This is a genomic window from Limnohabitans sp. Jir61, from assembly GCF_003063545.1.
In the GTDB taxonomy this organism is placed as follows: domain Bacteria; phylum Pseudomonadota; class Gammaproteobacteria; order Burkholderiales; family Burkholderiaceae_C; genus Limnohabitans.
On record NZ_NESD01000002.1, the window covers coordinates 466301 to 485673 of the forward strand.

The following is a 19373-nucleotide window of genomic DNA, read 5'->3' on the forward strand; positions in this document are numbered from 1 at the left end:
TCTTATCTCAGCTTCAAAGTCGACAGACCCACCAAACACAAGAGCATGGTGATGATCCAAAAACGCACGACGACTTGGGTTTCTTTCCAGCCGCTCTTCTCGAAATGGTGATGCAAAGGCGCCATCTTCAAAATGCGACGGCCTTCGCCATATTTCTTCTTGGTGTATTTGAAGTACGTCACTTGCAACATGACCGACAAGGCTTCCACCACAAAGATGCCGCCCATGATGGCCAGCACAATTTCTTGACGCACGATCACTGCAATCGTGCCCAGCGCACCGCCCAAAGCGAGCGCACCCACGTCACCCATGAACACTTGCGCGGGATGTGTGTTGAACCACAAGAACGCCAAGCCTGCACCGGCCATGGCCGCACAGAAAATCATCAACTCGCCCGAGCCGGGGATGTAAGGGAACAACAGGTATTTGGAATACACCGAGCTACCGGTCACATAGGCAAACACCCCCAAAGCGGAGCCCACCATCACCACCGGCATGATGGCCAAGCCATCCAAGCCGTCGGTCAAGTTCACAGCATTGCTCGAGCCCACGATGACCAAGTAGGTCATGATCACAAAGCCAAACACGCCCAGTGGGTAGCTCACTTCCTTGATGAAGGGCAAAAGCAAACCCGCCTTAGGGGGCAAATTCACATCAAAGCCCGACTTCACCCACGAGTAGAACAACTCCAACACGCGTAAGTTGCTGCTCTCTGAAATGCTAAACACCAAGTAAAGTGCAGCAGTCAAACCAATGATGGATTGCCACATGTATTTCTCGCGTGAACGCATACCCTCTGGGTCTTTGTTCACGACTTTGCGCCAGTCATCAACCCACCCAATCGCGCCAAAACCAAAGGTGACGATCATCACGATCCATACAAAGCGGTTGGACAAATCAGCCCACAACAAAGTGGAAACAGCGATGCCAATCAAAATCAGCACACCGCCCATGGTGGGTGTGCCGCTCTTAGCCAGGTGCGATTGCATGGCGTATTCACGGATGGGCTGACCAATCTTCAACGCCGCTAATCGGCGAATCACAGCTGGGCCAGCAATCAAACCAATCAACAAAGCGGTCAACGCCGCCATCACCGCACGGAAGGTGAGGTACTGGAACACGCGGAAAAAGCCAAATTCTGGCGAGAGCGTTTGCAACCATTGGGCTAGTGTTAGCAGCATGGTGTCGTTTCCTTTTTATGGTGATCGTGACAGGCGTTGATGGCCTCAATCACGCGCTCCATCTTCATGAAGCGTGAGCCTTTCACCAGCACACTGCCAAGCTGCGGCAACTGCTTCAGCACTTGCGCGTTGAGTGTGTCGATGTCTGTCATGTGTTGTGCGTTCGCGCCGCAGGCTGTGGCCGTATGTGCAGCCAAGTCACCTAAACACAGCACATGGTCAATGCCCATTTCTGCAGCGTGGATGCCCACCTCTTGGTGGAACTCTGGGCCTTGTGTGCCCACTTCCCCCATATCACCCAGCACCAGTAAGCGTGGCGCAGGTAACTCTGCCAGCACATCGATTGCGGCGCGTACTGAGTCGGGGTTGGCGTTGTAGGTGTCATCCACCACAGTGATGTCGTGGCCTTGGCACTGAATGCCAAAGGCACGTGAACGTCCTTTGACGGGTTCAAAACTGTTGAGACCTTGCGCGATCACATCGAGCGAAACACCTGCTGCTAAGGCGCAGGCTGTAGCCGCCAACGCATTGCCCACGTTGTGGCGACCAGCGATATGAAGTTGCGTACGCAACACGCCCGATGGCGTTTGTGCTTCCACAGCCCAGTGGTCATTCAACCAATCGGCTTTGAGCAACTGCACCTCAGCTTCGCCTGTCATGGAGAAACGCATACAAACACGGCTGCCTGCTAAGGTTTTCCACAGTGCACTGTATTCGTCGTGCGCAGGGAACACTGCCACGCCGGACACTGGCAAAGCCTTGATGGCTTCGCCGTTTTCTTGCGCTACTGCTTCGACAGTGGCCATGTACTCTTGATGTTCACGCTGTGCGTTGTTCACCAACGCGACGGTGGCTTTCGTCATTTCGGCCAATCCTGCAATTTCGCCAGGATGATTCATGCCCAACTCCACCACAGCGCTGCGGTGATGCGCGCGCATGCGCAGCAGGGTTTGCGGCACACCAATGTCGTTGTTCAAATTGCCTTGCGTGGCCAAGGCGTCATCACCAAAGCCTGCACGCAAGATGCTGGCAATCATTTGTGTGACCGTCGTCTTGCCGTTGCTGCCGGTCACTGCAATGACGGGCAAATTGAATTGACTGCGCCAACCTTTGGCCAATTGGCCTAAAGCAATGCGCGTGTCTGGCACTTGCACGCCTGCCAACTTGGCAGCGTCTAAACCATGGTGCGCCAAGGCAGCCGTTGCGCCGTTGCTTGCGACCTGCGATAAAAAGTCGTTCGCATCAAAGCGCTCGCCTTTCAAGGCCACAAACAAATCGCCCACTTGGCAGGTACGGCTGTCAGTGTTGACACGTTGGACGACCAAGCCACTGTCACCATGCAACAGTGCGCCTGTGAGCCACTGGTTGATTTGCTTCAAGCTGAGGTTCATGTCAGACATGCGCCCTCCTTTGTGTCAACGCGTCGCGTGCATGTTGCACATCACTGAACGGATGTTTGACACCTGAAATTTCTTGATAGTCCTCGTGACCTTTGCCAGCCACCAGCACCACATCTTGCACACGCGCGTGCAGCAGAGTCTGCGCAATCGCTTGAGCGCGGTCGGCAATCACTTTTGTCTTGGCTGCATTTTGCAAACCAGCCAGCATCTGATTCAAAATTATTTGTGGGTCTTCGCTGCGCGGGTTGTCGCTGGTCAGCACCACGTGCTGCGCGTATTGCTCTGCGGCTGCGGCCATCAAGGGGCGCTTAGCAGCATCGCGGTCACCACCGCAACCCAACACACAAGTCAACTCACCGCCGCGTGACTGCGCCAGTGGCAACAAAGCTTGCACAGCTTGCGCCACGGCATCGGGTGTGTGGGCGTAATCAATCACCACCAAAGGCTCACCCGCCTCGCCCACGGTTTGCATGCGGCCTGGCACTGCAGGCAACACGTGACAGGCTTGCACGGCATCTGCCAAGCTGTAGCCCAAAGCGCGCAAGCAGGCGATGACGCCCAATACATTGCTCACGTTGTAGTGGCCTACCAACTGCGTCTCAAGCGTGCGAACTTCGTCACCCTCGACCACATCAAAACACAAGCCCATGGCGCCGTGTTGGATGTGGCGTGCCACGATGTGTTTTGTACTTCGCACTGCATTCGGCACACAAGAAATTGTCCACACGTGCAAATCGTCACGCGCTTGCAACTGTGCAGCCAATGCCACACCTTGTGCATCGTCCACGTTCACCACAGCCGCTTGCAATCCTGCCCAGCTGAACAAAGTCAGCTTGGCTTGCCAGTAGCTGGCCATGTCGCCGTGGTAGTCCAAATGATCTTGCGTGAAATTGGTGAACATGGCCACGCGCACCTGCGTCCCGTCTAAGCGATGCTCAGCTAAGCCAATAGACGAAGCTTCAATCGCACAAGCATTCACACCAGCATCCACCATGTTGCGCAAACGGCCTTGCAGCAGAACGGGGTCGGGTGTGGTCATACCCGTCACTTCAAGGTGACCGACTTCGCCCACACCCAAGGTGCCCACGATGGCGCAACGCTTGCCTGCGTTTTGCAAGGCATGTGCCAACCACCATGCAGTGGATGTTTTGCCATTGGTGCCTGTGATAGCCACCACGTCTAGCGCATGGCTGGGTTGTTCGTAATACGCGGCAGCGATCAAACCACTGGCCGCTTTCAAGCCGTCATAGGTGGCAATGGCTGGGTTCTCGCCCCATGCAAACACATCAGAGCCTGATTGCTCCACCACACAAGCTGTCGCACCTAGTTTTAACGCAGCGGCAACAAATTCGCGGCCGTCCGTCACACCACCAGGCCAAGCAATGAAGCCATCGCCCGATCCAACGCGACGACTGTCAGTGTGCACCACACCGCGCACATGGGTGCGCAGCCACTGCGCGGCGTCTTGCGGGCTATGAAGTCGCTTCATCAGAAGGACTCCTTTTCAACTTGGGTCACCACTTGGGGCTTGACCGCCATGTCAGGCTGCACACCCATCATGCGCAAAGTTTGTTGCACCGTTTGGCTAAACACGGGCGCTGCCACATCACCACCGAAGTAAGCACCATTCGTGGGCTCATCCACCATCACTGCTACCACGATGCGAGGGTTGTCAATCGGTGCAATGCCAACAAAAAAGCCACGGTACTTTTTACTCGCGTAACCCTTACCTTCGACCTTATGTGCAGTCCCTGTTTTTCCACCCACGGCATAACCCATGGTTTGCGCCTTAGGGGCAGTGCCACCTTGAATGGTCACCATGTGCAGCATATTGCGCATAGACGCTGCGTTTTGCGACGAGAACACCCGAACACCACTGACCACCGACTGGTTGGTCTTGACCAGACTCACAGGCACCATCTCACCATCGTGCGCAAACACCGTATACGCCTGCGCCAGCTGAAACAAGCTGGCTGACAGACCATAGCCATAACTCATGGTGGCTTGCTCAATGGGGCGCCAAGTCTTGTAGGCACGGACCTTGCCAGACACTGCGCCTGGAAAAGGCACTTGAGGTTTTTGCCCTAAACCGACTTGTGTGAACACTTCCCACATGTCGTGAGGTTGCATTTGCAACGCCAACTTAGATGCCCCAATATTGCTGGACTTTTGAATCACTTGATTGATAGTTAACAACCCATGTGCATGCTCATCTGTGATCGTGGCAGTACCCACCTTGAATTTGCCGTTCCCAATTTGGATCGTGCTCTCTGGCGTGACAAGTCCTTTTTCCAGAGCCAGCCCCACAACAATTGGCTTCATCGTCGAACCTGGTTCAAAGGTATCGGTGAGTGCGCGATTGCGTAACTGCGCGCCACTCAAATTGCCACGTTTAGCTGGCGAATAACTGGGATAGTTGGTCAACGCCAAAATCTCGCCCGTTTTGACATCGAGCACAACGACACTACCTGCAGCGGCTTTATTGTTTAGTACCGCTTCTTTGATTTTTTCGTACGCAAAGTACTGCACCTTACTGTCGATACTCAGCTGCAAATCTTCACCATCCAAAGGCGGCACCATTTCGCCAATGTCTTCCACCACGCGACCCAAGCGATCTTTGATAACGCGGCGTGAACCGGCTTTGCCACCCAAGGCTTTGTTGAAGGTCAGCTCCACCCCTTCTTGACCCAAGTTCTCAACGTTGGTGAAACCCACCACGTGAGCCACCGATTCGCCCTCTGGATAGACGCGCTTGTATTCTTTGCGGTCGTATACGCCTTTGATCTTGAGGGCAGCAATGTCTTTGGCCACCGACTCGTCCACTTGGCGCTTAAGCCACACAAAAGTTTTGTCTTCGTCTTGAAGTTTCTTGTCGAGCTCTGCAGCGGTCATGCCCAATAGCTTCGCCAACGCCCTGAGTTGAGTGGGGTCGCGCTCGATGTCTTCTGGGTTCGCCCAAATACTCGGCACGGGCACACTGGACGCCAAGATGTTGCCGTTGCGGTCCAAGATGCGGCCACGGTTGGCTGGCAAATCCAAAGTGCGCACGAAGCGCACGGTGCCTTGACGCTTAAAGAAAGCGTTGTCAATCACCTGCACATACGCAGCGCGCGCCACCAAACCTAAGAAGCCCGCAGCAATGACAGCCACGATGAACTGGCTGCGCCAGATGGGCGTCTTGCTCGCGAGCAAGGGGCTAGAGGTGTATTGCACGCTACGGCTGCTCATGGGCGAACCTCCGCAGGAGCAGATGCAGACACAGCAACGCCACCCGACACGGTGGCGTATTGCGTGATGGCTGGTGTGATGGTGCGCATGTGCAACTGCTCACGCGCGAGTTTTTCGACACGCAGGGGTGTGGCTTGCGCACGGCGCTCCACATCCAAGCGGTCGTTTTCTGTTTCTAGGTTGCGCGCCAAACTGGTGGCGCGGTCAATCTCCGTCGTGAGCGAGCGCGACTCGTACTGTGTGCGCACCAAATACAGCGCACTGGCCATGACCGCAATCATGAGGAGCAAGCTCACGCGACTCATACGCCAGCTCCCAACCGTTCAGCCACGCGCATGATGGCACTGCGTGAGCGGGGGTTGCCCGCCACCTCAGCAACGCTGGGTTTGACGCGATCAATCGCTTTGAAGTCCATCACTTTGGGTGCAGCAAACGGCGCCCGACGGTCGTACACCTCACGCGAATGCTGCGTGATGAACTGCTTGACGATGCGGTCTTCCAAAGAATGGAAACTGATCACAGCCAATCGACCTCCGGGGCGCAAGACTTGCAACGAAGCGCTTAACGCTTGTTGCAACTCCTCAAGCTCGGCATTGATGAAAATCCGAAAAGCCTGAAATGTGCGCGTTGCAGGGTCCTTGCCCGGCTCGCGGGTTTTGACCGTGTCAGCCACGAGCTGGGCCAATTCAGAGGTGGATGTAGGCACGCCCCGTTCTTGTCGGCGAGCATCAATCGCCTTTGCAATCTGTAAAGCAAACCGTTCTTCGCCATATTCACGTATCACCTCCGCGATGTGTTGAATTTCCGCCTCGGCCAGCCACTCGGACACGCTCTGGCCACGGGTGGTGTCCATGCGCATATCCAAAGGACCGTCGTTTCGAAAAGAGAAACCGCGTGCTGGGTTGTCGATCTGGGGTGAGCTCACCCCCAAATCCATCAGCACGCCGTCGATCGAGCCCGCATCCAACTCGCCCAAGTGCGTGAAGCCTTGGTGACGAATCGAAAAGCGCGGGTCTTGAATTTGTTCGGCCACCGCGATCGCATCGAGGTCTTTGTCGAATGCAATCAAACGGCCTTGGGACGAAAGCTTTGACAAGATGAGACGGGAATGCCCACCGCGACCAAAGGTCGCATCTACGTAGGTACCGTCCGGCTTGATGTCGAGAGCATCGACAGCTTCGCTGAGTAGGACGGTGGTGTGCTGCCATGGCGTGTCCACCGTCATCCTTTAAAAAGAGAATTCCTTGAACACATCAGGCATGTCGCCCTGCATGGCTTGGGCCTCTTGCGCCTCGTAAGTCGCTTTGTCCCAAAGTTCAAAATGATTGCCCATGCCAAGCAGCATGGTGTCTTTGCTGATGCCCGCTGCCGTGCGCAGCTCAGGCGAGATGAGGACACGACCTGTGCCATCCATCTCCACATCCATCGCATTACCCAAGAAGATACGTTTCCACCATTGCGCGCTCATTGGCAGCGCAGCAATGCGTTCGCGGAACTTCTCCCACTCGGTGCGTGGAAAAACCATCAAACAGCCGTGGGGGTGACGCGTGATCGTGAGCTGCCCAGCCGCAGTCGCGCTCAAGACGTCGCGATGCCGAGTTGGCACCGACAGACGACCTTTGGCGTCGAGACTCAGCGATGAAGCGCCCTGAAACACGTTGACTACCCTTTTTCCACATACAAATCAAACAACCAAGCGGAGCGAAAAAGCCAAAAGGCACTTTTCACCACTTAATTGCACTTATTTGCACTGTAGCAGGAAAACCAGTTCAGAACACCCAAATTAGGAATTTTTTCAATGAAATCAACAACTTACAGCGATTTTAACATCTACGTCACAGCCTAAAAATCGTTATAAATGAAGCACTTAGAAAAGGCACTAAAAGTGGCTTATGAAGAAAAACAGGCATAAAAAAAGCAGGCTTGTGAGCCTGCTTTTTGATGATTTTTGGCGTTTTGGCTATCAATCTCCGAACATGCGCTGCTTAATTTCGCGACGTTCTTGGGCTTCGAGGGACAAACTAGCGGTTGGACGAGCCAACAAACGGCCCACGCCGATGGCTTCGCCAGTTTCGTCACAGTAACCATAGTCACCACTGTCGATGCGGTGGATGGACTGCTCAATCTTCTTGAGCAACTTGCGTTCACGGTCACGTGTGCGCAACTCCAAAGCGTGTTCTTCTTCAATAGTTGCGCGATCGGCTGGATCAGGCACCACCACGGTGTCTTCACGCAAATGCTCGGTTGTTTCGCTGGCGTTGCTCAGTACTTCGTTTTTCAGCTGAACGAGCTTGAGTCGGAAGAATGCCATTTGCATGTCATTCATGTACTCGGTGTCGGGCATTGCGATGATTTCTGCATCGGTCAGTTGGTCAACCGTTTTGGTCTTCCAGTTATTGGCAAGCTTGGCGTCTTTTTTAGGTATCACAGGAACAATGGTTGGAGCAGAGGGTGCCGTCATAGGCATAAAGCTGTTCTTGGCTGCGTTGGACGCAACCACTTGAGCTGGCGGGGGTGGAACCAAAGCCGCCATCTTGGCAGCTCTGGAGTTTTTCTTGTGCACCACAGGGGTGTAGCCAGGAATGATGGGCGTGACGTGCACGATGGGTGCAGGTGCGGCCACCACTTTGACTTTGGGTTCTTTGGCAGGCTTTGCCGCTTTGACCACAGGCGCTTTCTTAGCAGGTGTAGCCTTCACGGTGGGCTTAGCGGCTGCTTTTGGCGCGGCTTTAACAGGGGCCTTTGACGCTGTCTTGGCTGCCACTTTGGCCACAGGCTTCGCAGCGGCCTTCTTTGCAACGGGCTTAGTCGGTGCTTTTACAGGGGCTTTAGCCTTGACCGGCGTATTCACCGTCTTGACTGGGGTTTTGACAGCTTTCGCAGGAGCCTTGACGACCTTGGTAGGCACTTTCTTGGTCACTGCTTTTTTAGCAGGCGCTGCCGCTTTCTTAGCGACCACTTTTTTAGGCGCTGCTTTAGCAACTGCTTTGGAGACGACGGGCTTTTTGACCGGCGCCTTTTTAGCAACCACCTTCTTAGCAGCCGCCTTGGCTGGTGCAGCCTTCTTGGCCACAGGCTTCGCGGTGGACTTCACCGCAGCCTTAGCCGCTGGCTTGGCAGACTTAGCGGGGGCCTTGGCCACCACAGGTTTTTTCACGATCTTCTTCGCAACCGCTTTAGGCGATGCAACTGTTTTGGCCGCTTTTTTAGCGGGAACAGGCTTTTTGGAAGCGGTTTTCTTGGATTTAGCGTTCACTGTGGGTCTCCTAGCGGCCTCCGACAGCACGGGTGTGCTGGCAGGGTCTGGCGCGCGGGATTGTAGCCACAAACCCCAAGGTTTCATTAAATTTGCAAAAACTGCCATATTTCATCAAACTAAGGACTGATCAAGACCTTGAATCAAGATGTCTTTTGGCAGGTCAATACCGATGAACACCATCTTGCTGATGCGCTCTTCGCCTTCGGCCCAATCGGGGCCCAAATCACTGCCCATCAACTGATGCACGCCTTGGAAGATCACTTTCTTTTCTGTGCCCTTCATATTCAGCACGCCTTTGTAGCGCAGCATCTTTGGGCCGTAGATGTTGACGATGGCGCCAAGGAAGTCTTCCAGCTTGGCGGGGTCAAACTGGCGCTTGGACTTGTACACAAAGCTCTTCACATCGTCATCGTGGTGGTGATGGTGACCTGGCCCGTGATCATGCTCATGCGCGTGTGAAGGATGGTCGCAGTGTTCACCGTGTTCGTGGTCATGGTGGGCGTGGTCATGTGAATGACCATGCTTGTGCGAGGGGTGGTCGCAGTGCTCGCCATCATGGTGGTGATGGTCGTCGTCTGATAAGAAGTCAGGGTCGATGTCGAGCTTGGCGTTGAGGTTGAAGCCGCGCAGGTCAAACACTTCGCTCAAGGACACTTCACCGAAATGCGCCACTTTTTGTGGGGCGCGTGGGTTCATGTGCTTCAAGCGGTGTTGCAACGCGTCCAACTCGGCGGGCGTTACGAGGTCGACCTTGCTGATGAAGATCTGGTCGGCAAAGCCCACTTGGCGACGCGCCTCTTGGCGGTCATTGAGCTGCTGAGCGGCGTGCTTGGCATCGACCAAGGTCAAGATGGAGTCGAGCAAAAAGCTCTCTGCAATCTCATCGTCCATGAAGAAGGTCTGCGCCACAGGGCCGGGGTCGGCCAAGCCCGTGGTTTCAATCACCACGCGGTCAAAGTCGAGCAAGCCTTTGCGTTTTTTGGCGGCCAGCAGTTGCAGTGTGGTGCGCAAGTCTTCGCGGATCGAGCAGCACACGCAGCCGTTGTTCATCTGAATGATTTGCTCGTTGGTGTCAGACACCAAGATCTCGTTGTCGATATTTTCTTCGCCAAACTCATTTTCGATGATGGCAATCTTTTGGCCGTGGGCCTCGGTCAGCACGCGCTTGAGCAAAGTGGTTTTGCCTGAACCTAAAAAGCCGGTCAGGATGGTGGCGGGGATCAACATAAAAGAGAAGCCTTATTTCTAAACGTTTCAATCAACCCGATATTGTGGCCGACTTAGGTTTTTCAACCAGCTCCGCCGCTTTCACCACCACCAGCCCCTTGAGGTATTCACCTTCAGGGAAGGTCAGCGTCATCGGATGGTCGGGCGCGCCTTGCATGCGCTCGCTGATATAGCCATCACACGGCGCATCAATGCCAGCAGAGGCAATAATCTTGTGGAACAAATCCGCGCTGATGCCGCCCGAGCAGCTGTAGGTAAACAGCACGCCACCCGGCTCTAACAACTTGAACGCCAAGCGGTTAATGTCTTTGTAGGCACGCGCCGCGCGGTCAGCGTGCGCGGCAGACGGCGCAAACTTCGGCGGGTCCAGCACGATGGCATCAAAAGTTTGGCCTTCTTGAATGAACTGACGCAACGAGGCATTCACATCGGCATCCATCATCGTGGTGCGAGATGCGTCAAAGCCGTTCAGCGCCACGTTGGCCTTGGCCAGCTCGATCGCGGGGCCGGAAGAGTCAATCGACGTCACATGCGCAGCACCGCCAGCCAAAGCGGCAACGGTGAAGCCGCCGGTATAGCAATAGCAGTTCAGTACGCGCTGAAACTGCAAGCGCTTGGTGTAATCAGCAAATTTTTTGCGGCTGTCGCGCTGGTCCAAATAAAAACCTGTCTTGTGCCCTTCGGCCACGTCGAGCGACAACTGCCAATCGTGCTCACGCAGCACCACACCCGTAGCACCCTCGCCGCGAAGCCAGCCAGTGACCTCGGGCAAGCCTTCAAGCTTGCGCACGTTCGAGTCTGAGCGTTCGTAGAGTTTGGTCAGGCCTGTTTGCGTCAGCAACTCGTCGGCAATCACGCTTTTCCAGCGCTCCGTACCGCACGACAAAAACGATGCCACCAAGATGTCGTCATAGCGGTCCACGATGAGGCCGGGCAACCCGTCGGACTCGCCATGAATCAATCGCACGCCATTGCTTTGAATGTCAAACCGGGTACGCGCCGCGATAGCGCGAGCAATGGAGGCTTTAAAAAACGACGCATCAATGCGCTGACCTTCGTCAAAACTCCAAATGCGCGCACGAATTTTTGATTCAGGGCTGCACGATGCCCAGCCCAAAAACTGACCGTCGTACGACTCCACGCGCACGGTTTCGCCGGCATCGCCGCTGCCTTTGGCAATGGCACCGTCAAAAATCCACGGGTGGCGGCGCAGCGCAGAACGCTCTTTGCCTTCTCTTAGCTTGATTGTTTTCATTGACTCAATTGTCGTTTGAGTCGTTGGTGGTTTGACTTGTACTTTGCGGTTTATTTCGCTGGTGGTTTTGGTGTTTGTTGCTGTTTCTTGCGCTTCGCCACGTCGCGTACCGGAGCCCGCTGCGGCTCATGCGTCGCTGCGCGCCAAAATCGCCGCATCGGGCTCCGGTACACGCCATGGCTACGAGTGCTTGTTAACCCAGCATTCGCAAACCACTCTTTGTGGCATGTGACAAAAATCACGCAGGCCAATGTTGGCAAGCCAACAAGGCCCAAGTCAGGGGTGGGGTAGGCGTTGAGGCGATTTTGGCGCGCAGCGACGCATGAGCCGATGCGCCTGCCCCACCCCTGACTTGGGCCGCACTTAGCAACGAACAAAAGTTACTTCTTCCGAGCCCGAGGATGCGCAGAGTCATAAGCCTGTGCCAAATGCTGAAAGTCCAAGCGCGTGTACACCTGCGTGGTGGTGATGTTGGCGTGGCCCAACAGCTCTTGCACCCCGCGCAAATCTTGGCTCGACTGCAGCACATGGCTGGCAAATGAGTGACGCAGCATGTGCGGGTGCACTGGTGTGGACAAGCCCGCTTTCAGGCTGCGCTGACGCAGGCGCTGCCACACAGCTTGCGCCGTGAGGCGTGTGCCGTTGCGGCCAATGAACATCGCGGTTTGCTCGGAGGTGGCGGGTGTGAGGCCTTGGTCGCGCACTGCGACCCATGCTTGCATGGCTTCTAGCGCTTTGCCGCCCACGGGCACGCTGCGGCGTTTGCTGCCTTTACCCAGCACGTGGGCTTCGCCACCGTCAAAGTCAATCCAGCCTTTGGCTTGTGCGCCCGCTTGCACGTCTAAGCCCACCAGCTCACCCACACGCAGGCCGCAGCCGTACAGCAGCTCCACCAGCGCGGCGTCGCGGCACTCTAGCCACGGGTCAGCGGCGTCAGGTGCGGCGTGGTACTCGGCCAGTTGCACGGCATCGTCCACGCTCAGAGCTTTGGGCAAGGGCTTGGGGGCTTTGGGTGCGCGCACGTCTTGCACGGGGTTGCTCGTGACCAAGCCTTGACGACCCAGCCACACATAAAACCCGCGCCAGCCCGAGAGGATGAGCGCAATGCCGCGCCCGCTGCGGCCACCGCTGTGCATGTGCGAAACCCAGCGGCGAATGTGTGTGCTTTGCACCGCTTCGAGTGCCACGTTGGCTTGTGCGGCGTAGTCGGTGAGTTTTTCTAGGTCTAGGCTGTAAAGCGTGACGGTGCGCTCAGCCAAACGCTTTTCAAAGCGAACGTGGTCGAGGTAGCGGGCGACCAGGTCCATGTGCTTTGAATGTTTGTTTTTAGCGCAGGTGTGAGAGTGCTGCGCTGGCCAAGTCACCCATGCGTTCGATGATGGTAGTACCCATGCCTTCGTAATAGCGCTGTGGGTCGGGCGAGGCCAAGACCAACAAACCAATCACCGGCTGCTCAGCGGCAGTTTGTGGTGTGTCGTCGGGGCGCGTGGCGCGCAAGGCGATGAAGGCCACCGACTGAGCGGCGGCGGGGTCGGCTAGCCACTGCACAGCATCGAAGTTGTTGTTGATGCCCACATAGGGCGTGGTCAGCGACGCAGCAAAGTCTTTGATGGGGTCGATCACGCTTTGCGCGAAGGGTTCAATTTTGAAATCCTCGCGCACGCCCCACACCTTGATGGCCACTTGCGGAACCATGAAGTCGTGTTGAATATGGTCCGCAATGGTGTGTGGCAAATCACGTGCGTTGCTGGTCATCAACAGGGTTTTGACCCAGCGCTGCATGCGTTCAATCAGCACCTCGTTTTCTGTGCCGTGGCGCATCATGTCCATCATGCGCAGCTCGAGGGCACGAATCTTCTCGCGCATCATTTCGGCTTGACGCTCTTGCAAGCTAATCGCGCGATGGTTGTGTGGGCTGGTCAATTTAACGGCTGACAACAGCTCGGCGTGACGCTCAAAAAAATCAGGCGTGTTCACCAAAAAATTGGCAATGTCGTCTTCGGTGATGGGGTTCATGGCAGCGTTGGTCATAGGGTATCCGGAATGTTGATTTCGCCTTGAAAGACGGTGGTGGCTGGGCCAGTCATGTGCACGGGCGCATCGCCGCCCTGCCATTCGATGGTGAGTGTGCCGCCGTGGGTTTGCACGGTCACGCGTGGATCCAGCAAACCCCAGCGAATCCCGGTGACCACAGCCGCGCAAGCGCCCGTGCCGCAGGCCAATGTTTCGCCCGCGCCGCGCTCGAACACGCGCAAACGCACAGCGCCGCGATTGACCACTTGCATGAAGCCTGCGTTCACGCGCTTAGGAAAAGCCGCGTGGTTTTCAATGAGGGGGCCTTGCTCCAACACGGGGGCAGTGTCCACATCGTCCACCACTTGCACGGCGTGTGGGTTGCCCATTGACACCACACCCACTTTGGGCGAATCTCCATTGCCCAGTTGCAATTGCCACTGGGTGTCGTTGAGTGCTTGGGCGTATTTGGGCGCAAACGGGACATGAGGCAAGTCAAACACGGGTGCACCCATGTCCACCGTCACTTGGCCATCTGGCATTTCTTGCAACGTGATGACGCCGCCATGCACTTTGACGCGCACGGTGGTTTTATCGGTCAGCCCTTGCTCACGCACAAAGCGCACAAAGCAACGTGAGCCGTTGCCACATTGCTCAACCTCGCCGCCATCGGCGTTGTGGATGACGTATTCAAAGTCCACGTCAGGCTGAGGCGCTGGGCGCACGGTGAGGATTTGGTCTGCGCCCACGCCAAAGTGACGGTCGGCCAGAAAACGGTAGTGGGCGGGCGTGAGGTGCAAACGCTGCGTGGTCTCATCCAAGACCACGAAGTCGTTGCCCGCGCCCTGCATTTTGGTAAAGCGAATTCGCATGCGCTGATTATCGGGCACACAGCAAAAGCCGTCACGCGAATGGCTGAGAGCCTCATCCATGTGTCGCACAGTGGTCAAAGCTTTGGTGAACTTGGCCTTATGCTCATGCCCCACTATTCACTCACCTGTTATTCACATGCGCATTCCTGCTTGGACCCCAGAACAAAAACATCAACCCCAAGACTTGGTTGACGCCATCTTGGCGCGCCGCGGCGGCGAGTTCATCAACCTTGATCTTGCATTGTTGTGGAGCGAGCCCGTCGCACGCGGCTGGAACGTGTATTTGAAAAACATCCGCACGGGCTTGCCCACAAGCCGGAGATTGTGCGAGTTGGGCATTTGCACAGTGGCATTGCTAACAGGTGCTCAGTATGAATACCACCATCATGCGCCAGACTTCCTCACCGCAGGTGGTACACAAGCCGAGCTTGACGCGTTGAACCGAATCGTGCAAGGCGATGCCTGCCAACCTGTAGTGGACGCCGCACTGGGCGACATCGAGCGCTTGGTCGTGCAATACGCAGCACAGATGACACGAAAGGTAACTGTTGAAGATGGTTTGTTTGCGGCATTGAAAGCCCGATTCACCAATACTGAACTGGTGGAGCTGACGGCTGCAATTGCCACTTACAACATGGTGGCACGCTTCTTAGTCGCCTTGCATGTTTCACCTGAAGGCGAAACACCACGCTAAAAAAAATGATTTGTTAAATAAAAAAGCCACCTAAACGGTGGCTTTTTTGCTGACAAATCCAATTTGAAAAATCAGTCTGCTTTGATATTGTTGTCTTTCACAACTTTGGCCCAAATAGTCATTTGCTTGTCGATGAACGTACTGGCCTGCGCTGAGCTTCCGCCCATCACATCAATGCCTTGTGCATCTAATTTCTTGGCAACCTCAGGATTTTTCAACACTTTGTTGAGCTCTTCATTCATGCGTTTAACGATGTCTGGAGGCGTCTTTGCAGAAGCCAACACAGCCCACCATGCAGGCGCTTCAAAGCCGGGGTAGCCGTTTTCAGCCACTGTTGGAACATTCGGCAAATCTGCTGCGCGCTTGCTGGTCGTCACAGCCAAAGGACGCATGCGGCCATTGTCAATGTGTGGCTTGGTCACGAACACAGAGCCGATCGACAAAGGCACATGACCTGCAACAGCATCGCTCATCAAGGGGCCACCACCTTTGTAAGGCACATGCGTCCACTCGACGCGAGCGTCTTTACCTAACAAAGACATCGCCAAGTGACCCAAACTGCCATTACCAATCGTGCCAAAGCTCACGTTCTTGTTCGCTTTCGCTGCATCCACCACATCTTTGAATGTTTTGTATTCCGAGTTGACGTTGGTGGCCAGCACCATGGGTGATGTACCCACCAGCACCAAAGGTACTAAATCTTTTTTAGTGTCAAAAGGCATATTGGGGTTGAGCGCAGGATTCACGCCGTGCGTATCAAAAACTACAGCAAAGGTGTAGCCATCTGCGGGCGCTTGCACAACAGCCGCCGTGCCAATGACGCCAGATGCGCCGCCACGGTTTTCGACAATCACACTCTGACCCAACTGCTGAGACAACGGCTGCGCAATGATGCGCGCCACTTGATCAACAGACCCCCCCGGCGGGAAGACAGCCACCAACCTGATGGGTTGCTTGGTTGGCCAAGCTTGTGCAGTGGCAAGTTGCGGCACGCACAGCGCGCCTAGGGTCAAGGCTAGGCCCAAAACGTTTTTAAATATGCGTCGGTGCATGCAGATCACTCCTGAATAATTTGTCTTAGGCAAATTGTTGACGCAAGCAGCGGCTAAATTCATGCGGATTTTACGCAAGGGTAAACACGTACAAAGCCACGTTTGTTGGGCCTCTCCATAATGTGCGCATGGCACGCTCTTCCCAACTCCTTCATCCCCACAAAGAACCCGCACGCGTCTTACCCGCCGCCACCGTGCTGCTGCTGCGTGATGGCCCGCAAGGCCTAGAAGTGCTCATGACACGCCGTTCAATGACGGCCAGCTTTGCACCGGGCGCGTATGTGTTTCCCGGCGGCGGCATTGACGCCGCTGACGCGCAAGCTCACCCACACGCCAAACGTCGGGACACGCAGAGTGACTTGCACCTGACCCAAGCCATTGCCGCCATTCGCGAAAGCTTTGAAGAATTGGGCATCTTGCTGGCACGTCATGCCAACGGTCAAATGGCCAACGCCTCAGACATTGCCGCACTCGACCGCAAAGCATCGGGCGGCGACTTTGCGCAGCAATGCGCTGCACGCGGACTCACTCTCGCTGCAGATGAAGTGTTTGTGCTGGCCCACTGGATCACCGACCGCGAACTGCCCCGCCGCTTCGACGTGCCCTTCCTCGTGGCCCGCATGCCCGACGCACAAACGCCCGTGGCTGATGAGAAAGAACAATTTGCCCCCGAGTGGGTGCGCCCTGCAGATGCTTTAAGCCGTCACATGCAAGGCAACTTCTTCATCATCTACCCCACCATCAAAACGCTAGAGCGCATGCAAAACTACGCGACCGTAGACAGCGTGTTGGCCGACTGCGCCAGCGAACAACCATGGTTCACCAGCTGCCCTCGTGCTGGCTGGCTAGGCGGCAAAGAAGCCCGCTACATGGAGCACGAAGCACCGTTTGGCGAACTCGCCCTCACCTGCCCCGATGGGCAAATGCTGCACCACCTCGATTGGGTGAGCGACCAGCCTGTGTTGTTGCTGAAAAATGTGCAGCGCCTCACCGCCCCTAACCCCGGCGTGATGACCGGACCCGGCACCAACAGCTACTTGGTGGGCGACCCCGACACCGGCTACACCGCCATCGACCCCGGCCCGGCCGACCTTGAACACCTCGACCGTTTGTGGCGTGCCGCAGGCGGCAACATTCGCCACATCGTGTGTACGCATTCGCACCCCGACCATTCACCGGGTGCAGCACCACTGCAAGCCATGTGCACACAACACGGACACACGCCGCCTATTCTTGGCCTTGCCTCACTTCCATCTGCGCGGGCGCACAGCGCGTTCACACCCGACCGCGAGTTGCAAGACGGCGAGCGCTTGGTGTTGCAAGGCCATGAGGTGACGCACACCTTGCGCGTTGTTCACACACCAGGCCATGCAGCCAACCACCTGTGCTTGGTACTCGAAGAGGATGGTTTGTTGTTCAGCGGCGACCATGTGCTCAACGGCAGCACCACCGTCATCGACCCACCCGATGGCAACATGCACGATTACCTGAACTCGCTCGACAAACTGCTGGCTGCGTGTGAACAAGACCGCATCGACTTCATCTTGCCCGCCCACGGCTATGTGCTGGGTAACTTGTGGGGCGAGCCGTACGATGCGCGTGCCTGCATCAGCCACCTCAAAGCGCATCGCCTCAAACGCGAAGCCAAAATTTTGAAGGTCATGCAGCAGCACCCTGAGGGCAGCATGGACGATTGGGTGAAGCTAGCTTATGACGATGTGGCACCGCGGTTGTGGCCTGTGGCCATGCGCTCGCTACTGGCGCATGTGGAGCGCATACGCAACCTCAATGGCTGATGACATTTGAGTCATTCACCATTCGGATGACATAGACGTCACCCACACCAAACGATGCGCCAATTACCGTTGGCAAATGTCAACAATTAACACCAGAAACTGCCAACCTTGCACTGCTTGTTGCGAAGGTTGGCTTGACATCAATCACCCAGTTGCAAGGGCTCATCTTGGCGCACCCTGCACGCACTGCACAAGCGAAGGTTGCGGCATTTACCAAGATCGGCCCCAAGACCCTTGCCAAAGTTTTCATTGCGCATGGCGACAAGAAGGCTCGCTGTTGCCACACCAAATGCGCCCAGACATATCAGGCGTGATCGTGATGACCGACCAACTGCAATGGCAAGGTGAAGATGTGATCGTCGCTGTCGCCACTGGCGCACGCATACCAGCACGCACTTTTCATTGGCTGTGCAGCTTGGCACAACTGACATCACGGCAATTGGTAGCCGTGGAACACAAGCAGGACGCGCATGTCTTCAACGGTGAGTTCAAGCTGCGCACGGTTGGCCCTGAAGAATTCAGACAAGCCATGGTGACCTACTTTTCACAAATAGGTTTCACCACAACGCATGTCACACGCGAGCATCAAATCATCGAATGGGCGGCGCATTAAGCCTTAAAACTTTCTTGCGTCGCTAAAAACGTTCGCGCCACGCTAGAGGATATTTGCACCCAAGCTTCCTCGCTCATATGAGCAGGCTTGTGTTTGCTATAGCTGAGCTTGGTTTCTTTAGAGAACTCCTGCATGGCAAACACCACGCAGTTGGTCGTGCCCGGTGCATTGACAATCCACAACGCACCGTCAAACGCCGCTTCGATTCGGTCCACATACACATCGCGGTAAGCGCTGAAGCGGTGCAAGTTGGCCACAGCCACGCCACCCATATTCAACACGCGGCGACAGTCTGAATAAAACTGAGGCGAACACAACTGCTCGGGCATGCCGTGTTGGTCAAAGCCATCGACAAACACCACATCAAATTTTTGCTCAGTCTGCGCCACGAAATGTGCAGCATCCATTTGCACCACTTGAAAGCTCGCATCGTCATCGGGGATTAAGAAGCTTTGGCGCAATGCAATGACATGCGGATTGATTTCCACCACCGTGATGTGCGTCTCTGGCAAATGCTTGTAACAAAACTTAGCCAGCGAGCCGCCACCCAGGCCCACCATCAAGATACGTTTAGGTTGCGGCTGAAACAGCAACACACCCATCATCAGGCGCGTGTATTCAAACTGCAGCTCGTCGGGCCGCGCCACGCTCATGCGACTTTGGATATCAATATCTGAAAACACCATCGATTTAGCTAATGCGGTTTCAAGCACGATGGGCTGCTCAAAACTATCTTTAGCGCATTGTGACGACATGAACCACCTTGTATTTGAAATTCATGTC

Annotated in this window: 18 protein-coding genes; 3 read left to right on the top strand and 15 right to left on the bottom strand. The window is 55.6% G+C overall.

Translation table 11 applies throughout. From position 1 onward, the window contains the following. Positions 1-2: 2 nt before the first annotated feature. The 13 genes from mraY to dapF all read right to left on the bottom strand — a co-directional run bounded on the left by mraY (position 3) and on the right by dapF (position 14435). The gene (gene mraY / locus B9Z35_RS08575; RefSeq protein ID WP_108283274.1) at positions 3-1181 is read right to left on the bottom strand and encodes a phospho-N-acetylmuramoyl-pentapeptide-transferase; all 1179 of its coding nucleotides are present in this window, start codon (positions 1179-1181) and stop codon (positions 3-5) included. Beyond that, positions 1172-2572: a UDP-N-acetylmuramoyl-tripeptide--D-alanyl-D-alanine ligase gene (gene murF / locus B9Z35_RS08580; RefSeq protein WP_108283519.1), complete on the bottom strand. Its 1401-nt coding sequence runs from the start codon at positions 2570-2572 to the stop codon at positions 1172-1174. The genes mraY and murF overlap by 10 nt, the downstream gene beginning before the upstream one ends. A 1-nt stretch (position 2573) precedes the next feature. Then, complete coding sequence (locus tag B9Z35_RS08585; protein WP_108283275.1) at positions 2574-4070, bottom strand: UDP-N-acetylmuramoyl-L-alanyl-D-glutamate--2,6-diaminopimelate ligase; 1497 nt, start codon at positions 4068-4070, stop codon at positions 2574-2576. Continuing rightward, positions 4070-5809, bottom strand: coding sequence for a penicillin-binding protein 2 (locus B9Z35_RS08590; RefSeq protein ID WP_108283276.1), 1740 nt, complete (start codon positions 5807-5809; stop codon positions 4070-4072). The genes B9Z35_RS08585 and B9Z35_RS08590 overlap by 1 nt, the downstream gene beginning before the upstream one ends. Then, positions 5806-6114, bottom strand: a complete 309-nt coding sequence (gene ftsL / locus B9Z35_RS08595) for a cell division protein FtsL (RefSeq protein ID WP_108283277.1) — start codon at positions 6112-6114, stop codon at positions 5806-5808. Before ftsL ends, B9Z35_RS08590 begins: the two co-directional genes overlap by 4 nt. After that, on the bottom strand, positions 6111-7028 hold the full coding sequence (gene rsmH / locus B9Z35_RS08600) for a 16S rRNA (cytosine(1402)-N(4))-methyltransferase RsmH (RefSeq protein ID WP_108283520.1): 918 nt from the start codon (positions 7026-7028) through the stop codon (positions 6111-6113). Before rsmH ends, ftsL begins: the two co-directional genes overlap by 4 nt. Positions 7029-7037: 9 nt before the next feature. Then, entirely contained in the window at positions 7038-7466 is a 429-nt protein-coding gene (gene mraZ / locus B9Z35_RS08605) for a division/cell wall cluster transcriptional repressor MraZ (protein ID WP_108283278.1), read from the bottom strand. Positions 7467-7772: 306 nt separating this feature from the next. After that, positions 7773-9065 (bottom strand): RNA polymerase-binding protein DksA, encoded by a 1293-nt coding sequence (gene dksA, locus B9Z35_RS13160; protein WP_370444118.1) that lies wholly within the window; start codon positions 9063-9065, stop codon positions 7773-7775. A 114-nt stretch (positions 9066-9179) separates the two neighbouring features. Continuing rightward, positions 9180-10295, bottom strand: coding sequence for a GTP-binding protein (locus tag B9Z35_RS08615; RefSeq protein ID WP_108283280.1), 1116 nt, complete (start codon positions 10293-10295; stop codon positions 9180-9182). Positions 10296-10326: 31 nt separating this feature from the next. Continuing rightward, a complete protein-coding gene (locus B9Z35_RS08620; protein ID WP_108283281.1) occupies positions 10327-11550 on the bottom strand; it encodes a class I SAM-dependent rRNA methyltransferase in 1224 nt (407 codons plus the stop codon). Positions 11551-11930: 380 nt separating this feature from the next. Continuing rightward, positions 11931-12857 (bottom strand): tyrosine recombinase XerC, encoded by a 927-nt coding sequence (locus tag B9Z35_RS08625; protein ID WP_108283282.1) that lies wholly within the window; start codon positions 12855-12857, stop codon positions 11931-11933. Positions 12858-12876: 19 nt separating this feature from the next. After that, entirely contained in the window at positions 12877-13581 is a 705-nt protein-coding gene (locus B9Z35_RS08630) for a DUF484 family protein (RefSeq protein ID WP_108283283.1), read from the bottom strand. Further along, positions 13578-14435, bottom strand: a complete 858-nt coding sequence (gene dapF, locus B9Z35_RS08635; RefSeq protein WP_108283521.1) for a diaminopimelate epimerase — start codon at positions 14433-14435, stop codon at positions 13578-13580. Before dapF ends, B9Z35_RS08630 begins: the two co-directional genes overlap by 4 nt. 58 nt (positions 14436-14493) lie before the next feature. Between dapF and B9Z35_RS08640 the strand changes: the two genes are divergently transcribed. Beyond that, the gene (locus B9Z35_RS08640) at positions 14494-15129 is read left to right on the top strand and encodes a carboxymuconolactone decarboxylase family protein (RefSeq protein ID WP_233246520.1); all 636 of its coding nucleotides are present in this window, start codon (positions 14494-14496) and stop codon (positions 15127-15129) included. Positions 15130-15200: 71 nt separating this feature from the next. On the opposite strand, the gene B9Z35_RS08645 is transcribed toward B9Z35_RS08640, so the two are convergent. Further along, positions 15201-16181 carry a tripartite tricarboxylate transporter substrate binding protein gene (locus B9Z35_RS08645; RefSeq protein WP_108283523.1) on the bottom strand — a complete coding sequence of 327 codons (981 nt, stop codon included), beginning with the start codon at positions 16179-16181 and terminating at the stop codon, positions 15201-15203. Positions 16182-16309: 128 nt separating this feature from the next. Between B9Z35_RS08645 and B9Z35_RS08650 the strand changes: the two genes are divergently transcribed. Further along, positions 16310-17977 carry an MBL fold metallo-hydrolase gene (locus B9Z35_RS08650; protein ID WP_108283284.1) on the top strand — a complete coding sequence of 556 codons (1668 nt, stop codon included), beginning with the start codon at positions 16310-16312 and terminating at the stop codon, positions 17975-17977. Between the two features lie 319 nt (positions 17978-18296). Next, a complete protein-coding gene (locus tag B9Z35_RS08660; RefSeq protein ID WP_146178980.1) occupies positions 18297-18590 on the top strand; it encodes a hypothetical protein in 294 nt (97 codons plus the stop codon). On the opposite strand, the gene B9Z35_RS08665 is transcribed toward B9Z35_RS08660, so the two are convergent. Continuing rightward, the gene (locus B9Z35_RS08665; RefSeq protein ID WP_108283287.1) at positions 18587-19345 is read right to left on the bottom strand and encodes a fused MFS/spermidine synthase; all 759 of its coding nucleotides are present in this window, start codon (positions 19343-19345) and stop codon (positions 18587-18589) included. The genes B9Z35_RS08660 and B9Z35_RS08665 overlap by 4 nt on opposite strands. Positions 19346-19373: the final 28 nt, after the last annotated feature.

What these genes read in the sequence shown, in the direction of transcription:
- B9Z35_RS08590 (WP_108283276.1), bottom strand. Translation starts at nt 5,809, where the DNA reads ATGAGCAGCCGTAGCGTGCAATACACCTCTAGCCCCTTGCTCGCGAGC.
- B9Z35_RS08645 (WP_108283523.1), bottom strand. Translation starts at nt 16,181, where the DNA reads ATGCACCGACGCATATTTAAAAACGTTTTGGGCCTAGCCTTGACCCTA.
- mraY (WP_108283274.1), bottom strand. Translation starts at nt 1,181, where the DNA reads ATGCTGCTAACACTAGCCCAATGGTTGCAAACGCTCTCGCCAGAATTT.
- dapF (WP_108283521.1), bottom strand. Translation starts at nt 14,435, where the DNA reads ATGCGAATTCGCTTTACCAAAATGCAGGGCGCGGGCAACGACTTCGTG.
- B9Z35_RS08640 (WP_233246520.1), top strand. Translation starts at nt 14,494, where the DNA reads ATGTGTCGCACAGTGGTCAAAGCTTTGGTGAACTTGGCCTTATGCTCA.
- B9Z35_RS08585 (WP_108283275.1), bottom strand. Translation starts at nt 4,070, where the DNA reads ATGAAGCGACTTCATAGCCCGCAAGACGCCGCGCAGTGGCTGCGCACC.
- murF (WP_108283519.1), bottom strand. Translation starts at nt 2,572, where the DNA reads ATGAACCTCAGCTTGAAGCAAATCAACCAGTGGCTCACAGGCGCACTG.
- B9Z35_RS08625 (WP_108283282.1), bottom strand. Translation starts at nt 12,857, where the DNA reads ATGGACCTGGTCGCCCGCTACCTCGACCACGTTCGCTTTGAAAAGCGT.
- B9Z35_RS08660 (WP_146178980.1), top strand. Translation starts at nt 18,297, where the DNA reads ATGACCGACCAACTGCAATGGCAAGGTGAAGATGTGATCGTCGCTGTC.
- ftsL (WP_108283277.1), bottom strand. Translation starts at nt 6,114, where the DNA reads ATGAGTCGCGTGAGCTTGCTCCTCATGATTGCGGTCATGGCCAGTGCG.
- B9Z35_RS08650 (WP_108283284.1), top strand. Translation starts at nt 16,310, where the DNA reads ATGGCACGCTCTTCCCAACTCCTTCATCCCCACAAAGAACCCGCACGC.
- B9Z35_RS08665 (WP_108283287.1), bottom strand. Translation starts at nt 19,345, where the DNA reads ATGTCGTCACAATGCGCTAAAGATAGTTTTGAGCAGCCCATCGTGCTT.
- B9Z35_RS08630 (WP_108283283.1), bottom strand. Translation starts at nt 13,581, where the DNA reads ATGACCAACGCTGCCATGAACCCCATCACCGAAGACGACATTGCCAAT.
- B9Z35_RS08620 (WP_108283281.1), bottom strand. Translation starts at nt 11,550, where the DNA reads ATGAAAACAATCAAGCTAAGAGAAGGCAAAGAGCGTTCTGCGCTGCGC.
- B9Z35_RS08615 (WP_108283280.1), bottom strand. Translation starts at nt 10,295, where the DNA reads ATGTTGATCCCCGCCACCATCCTGACCGGCTTTTTAGGTTCAGGCAAA.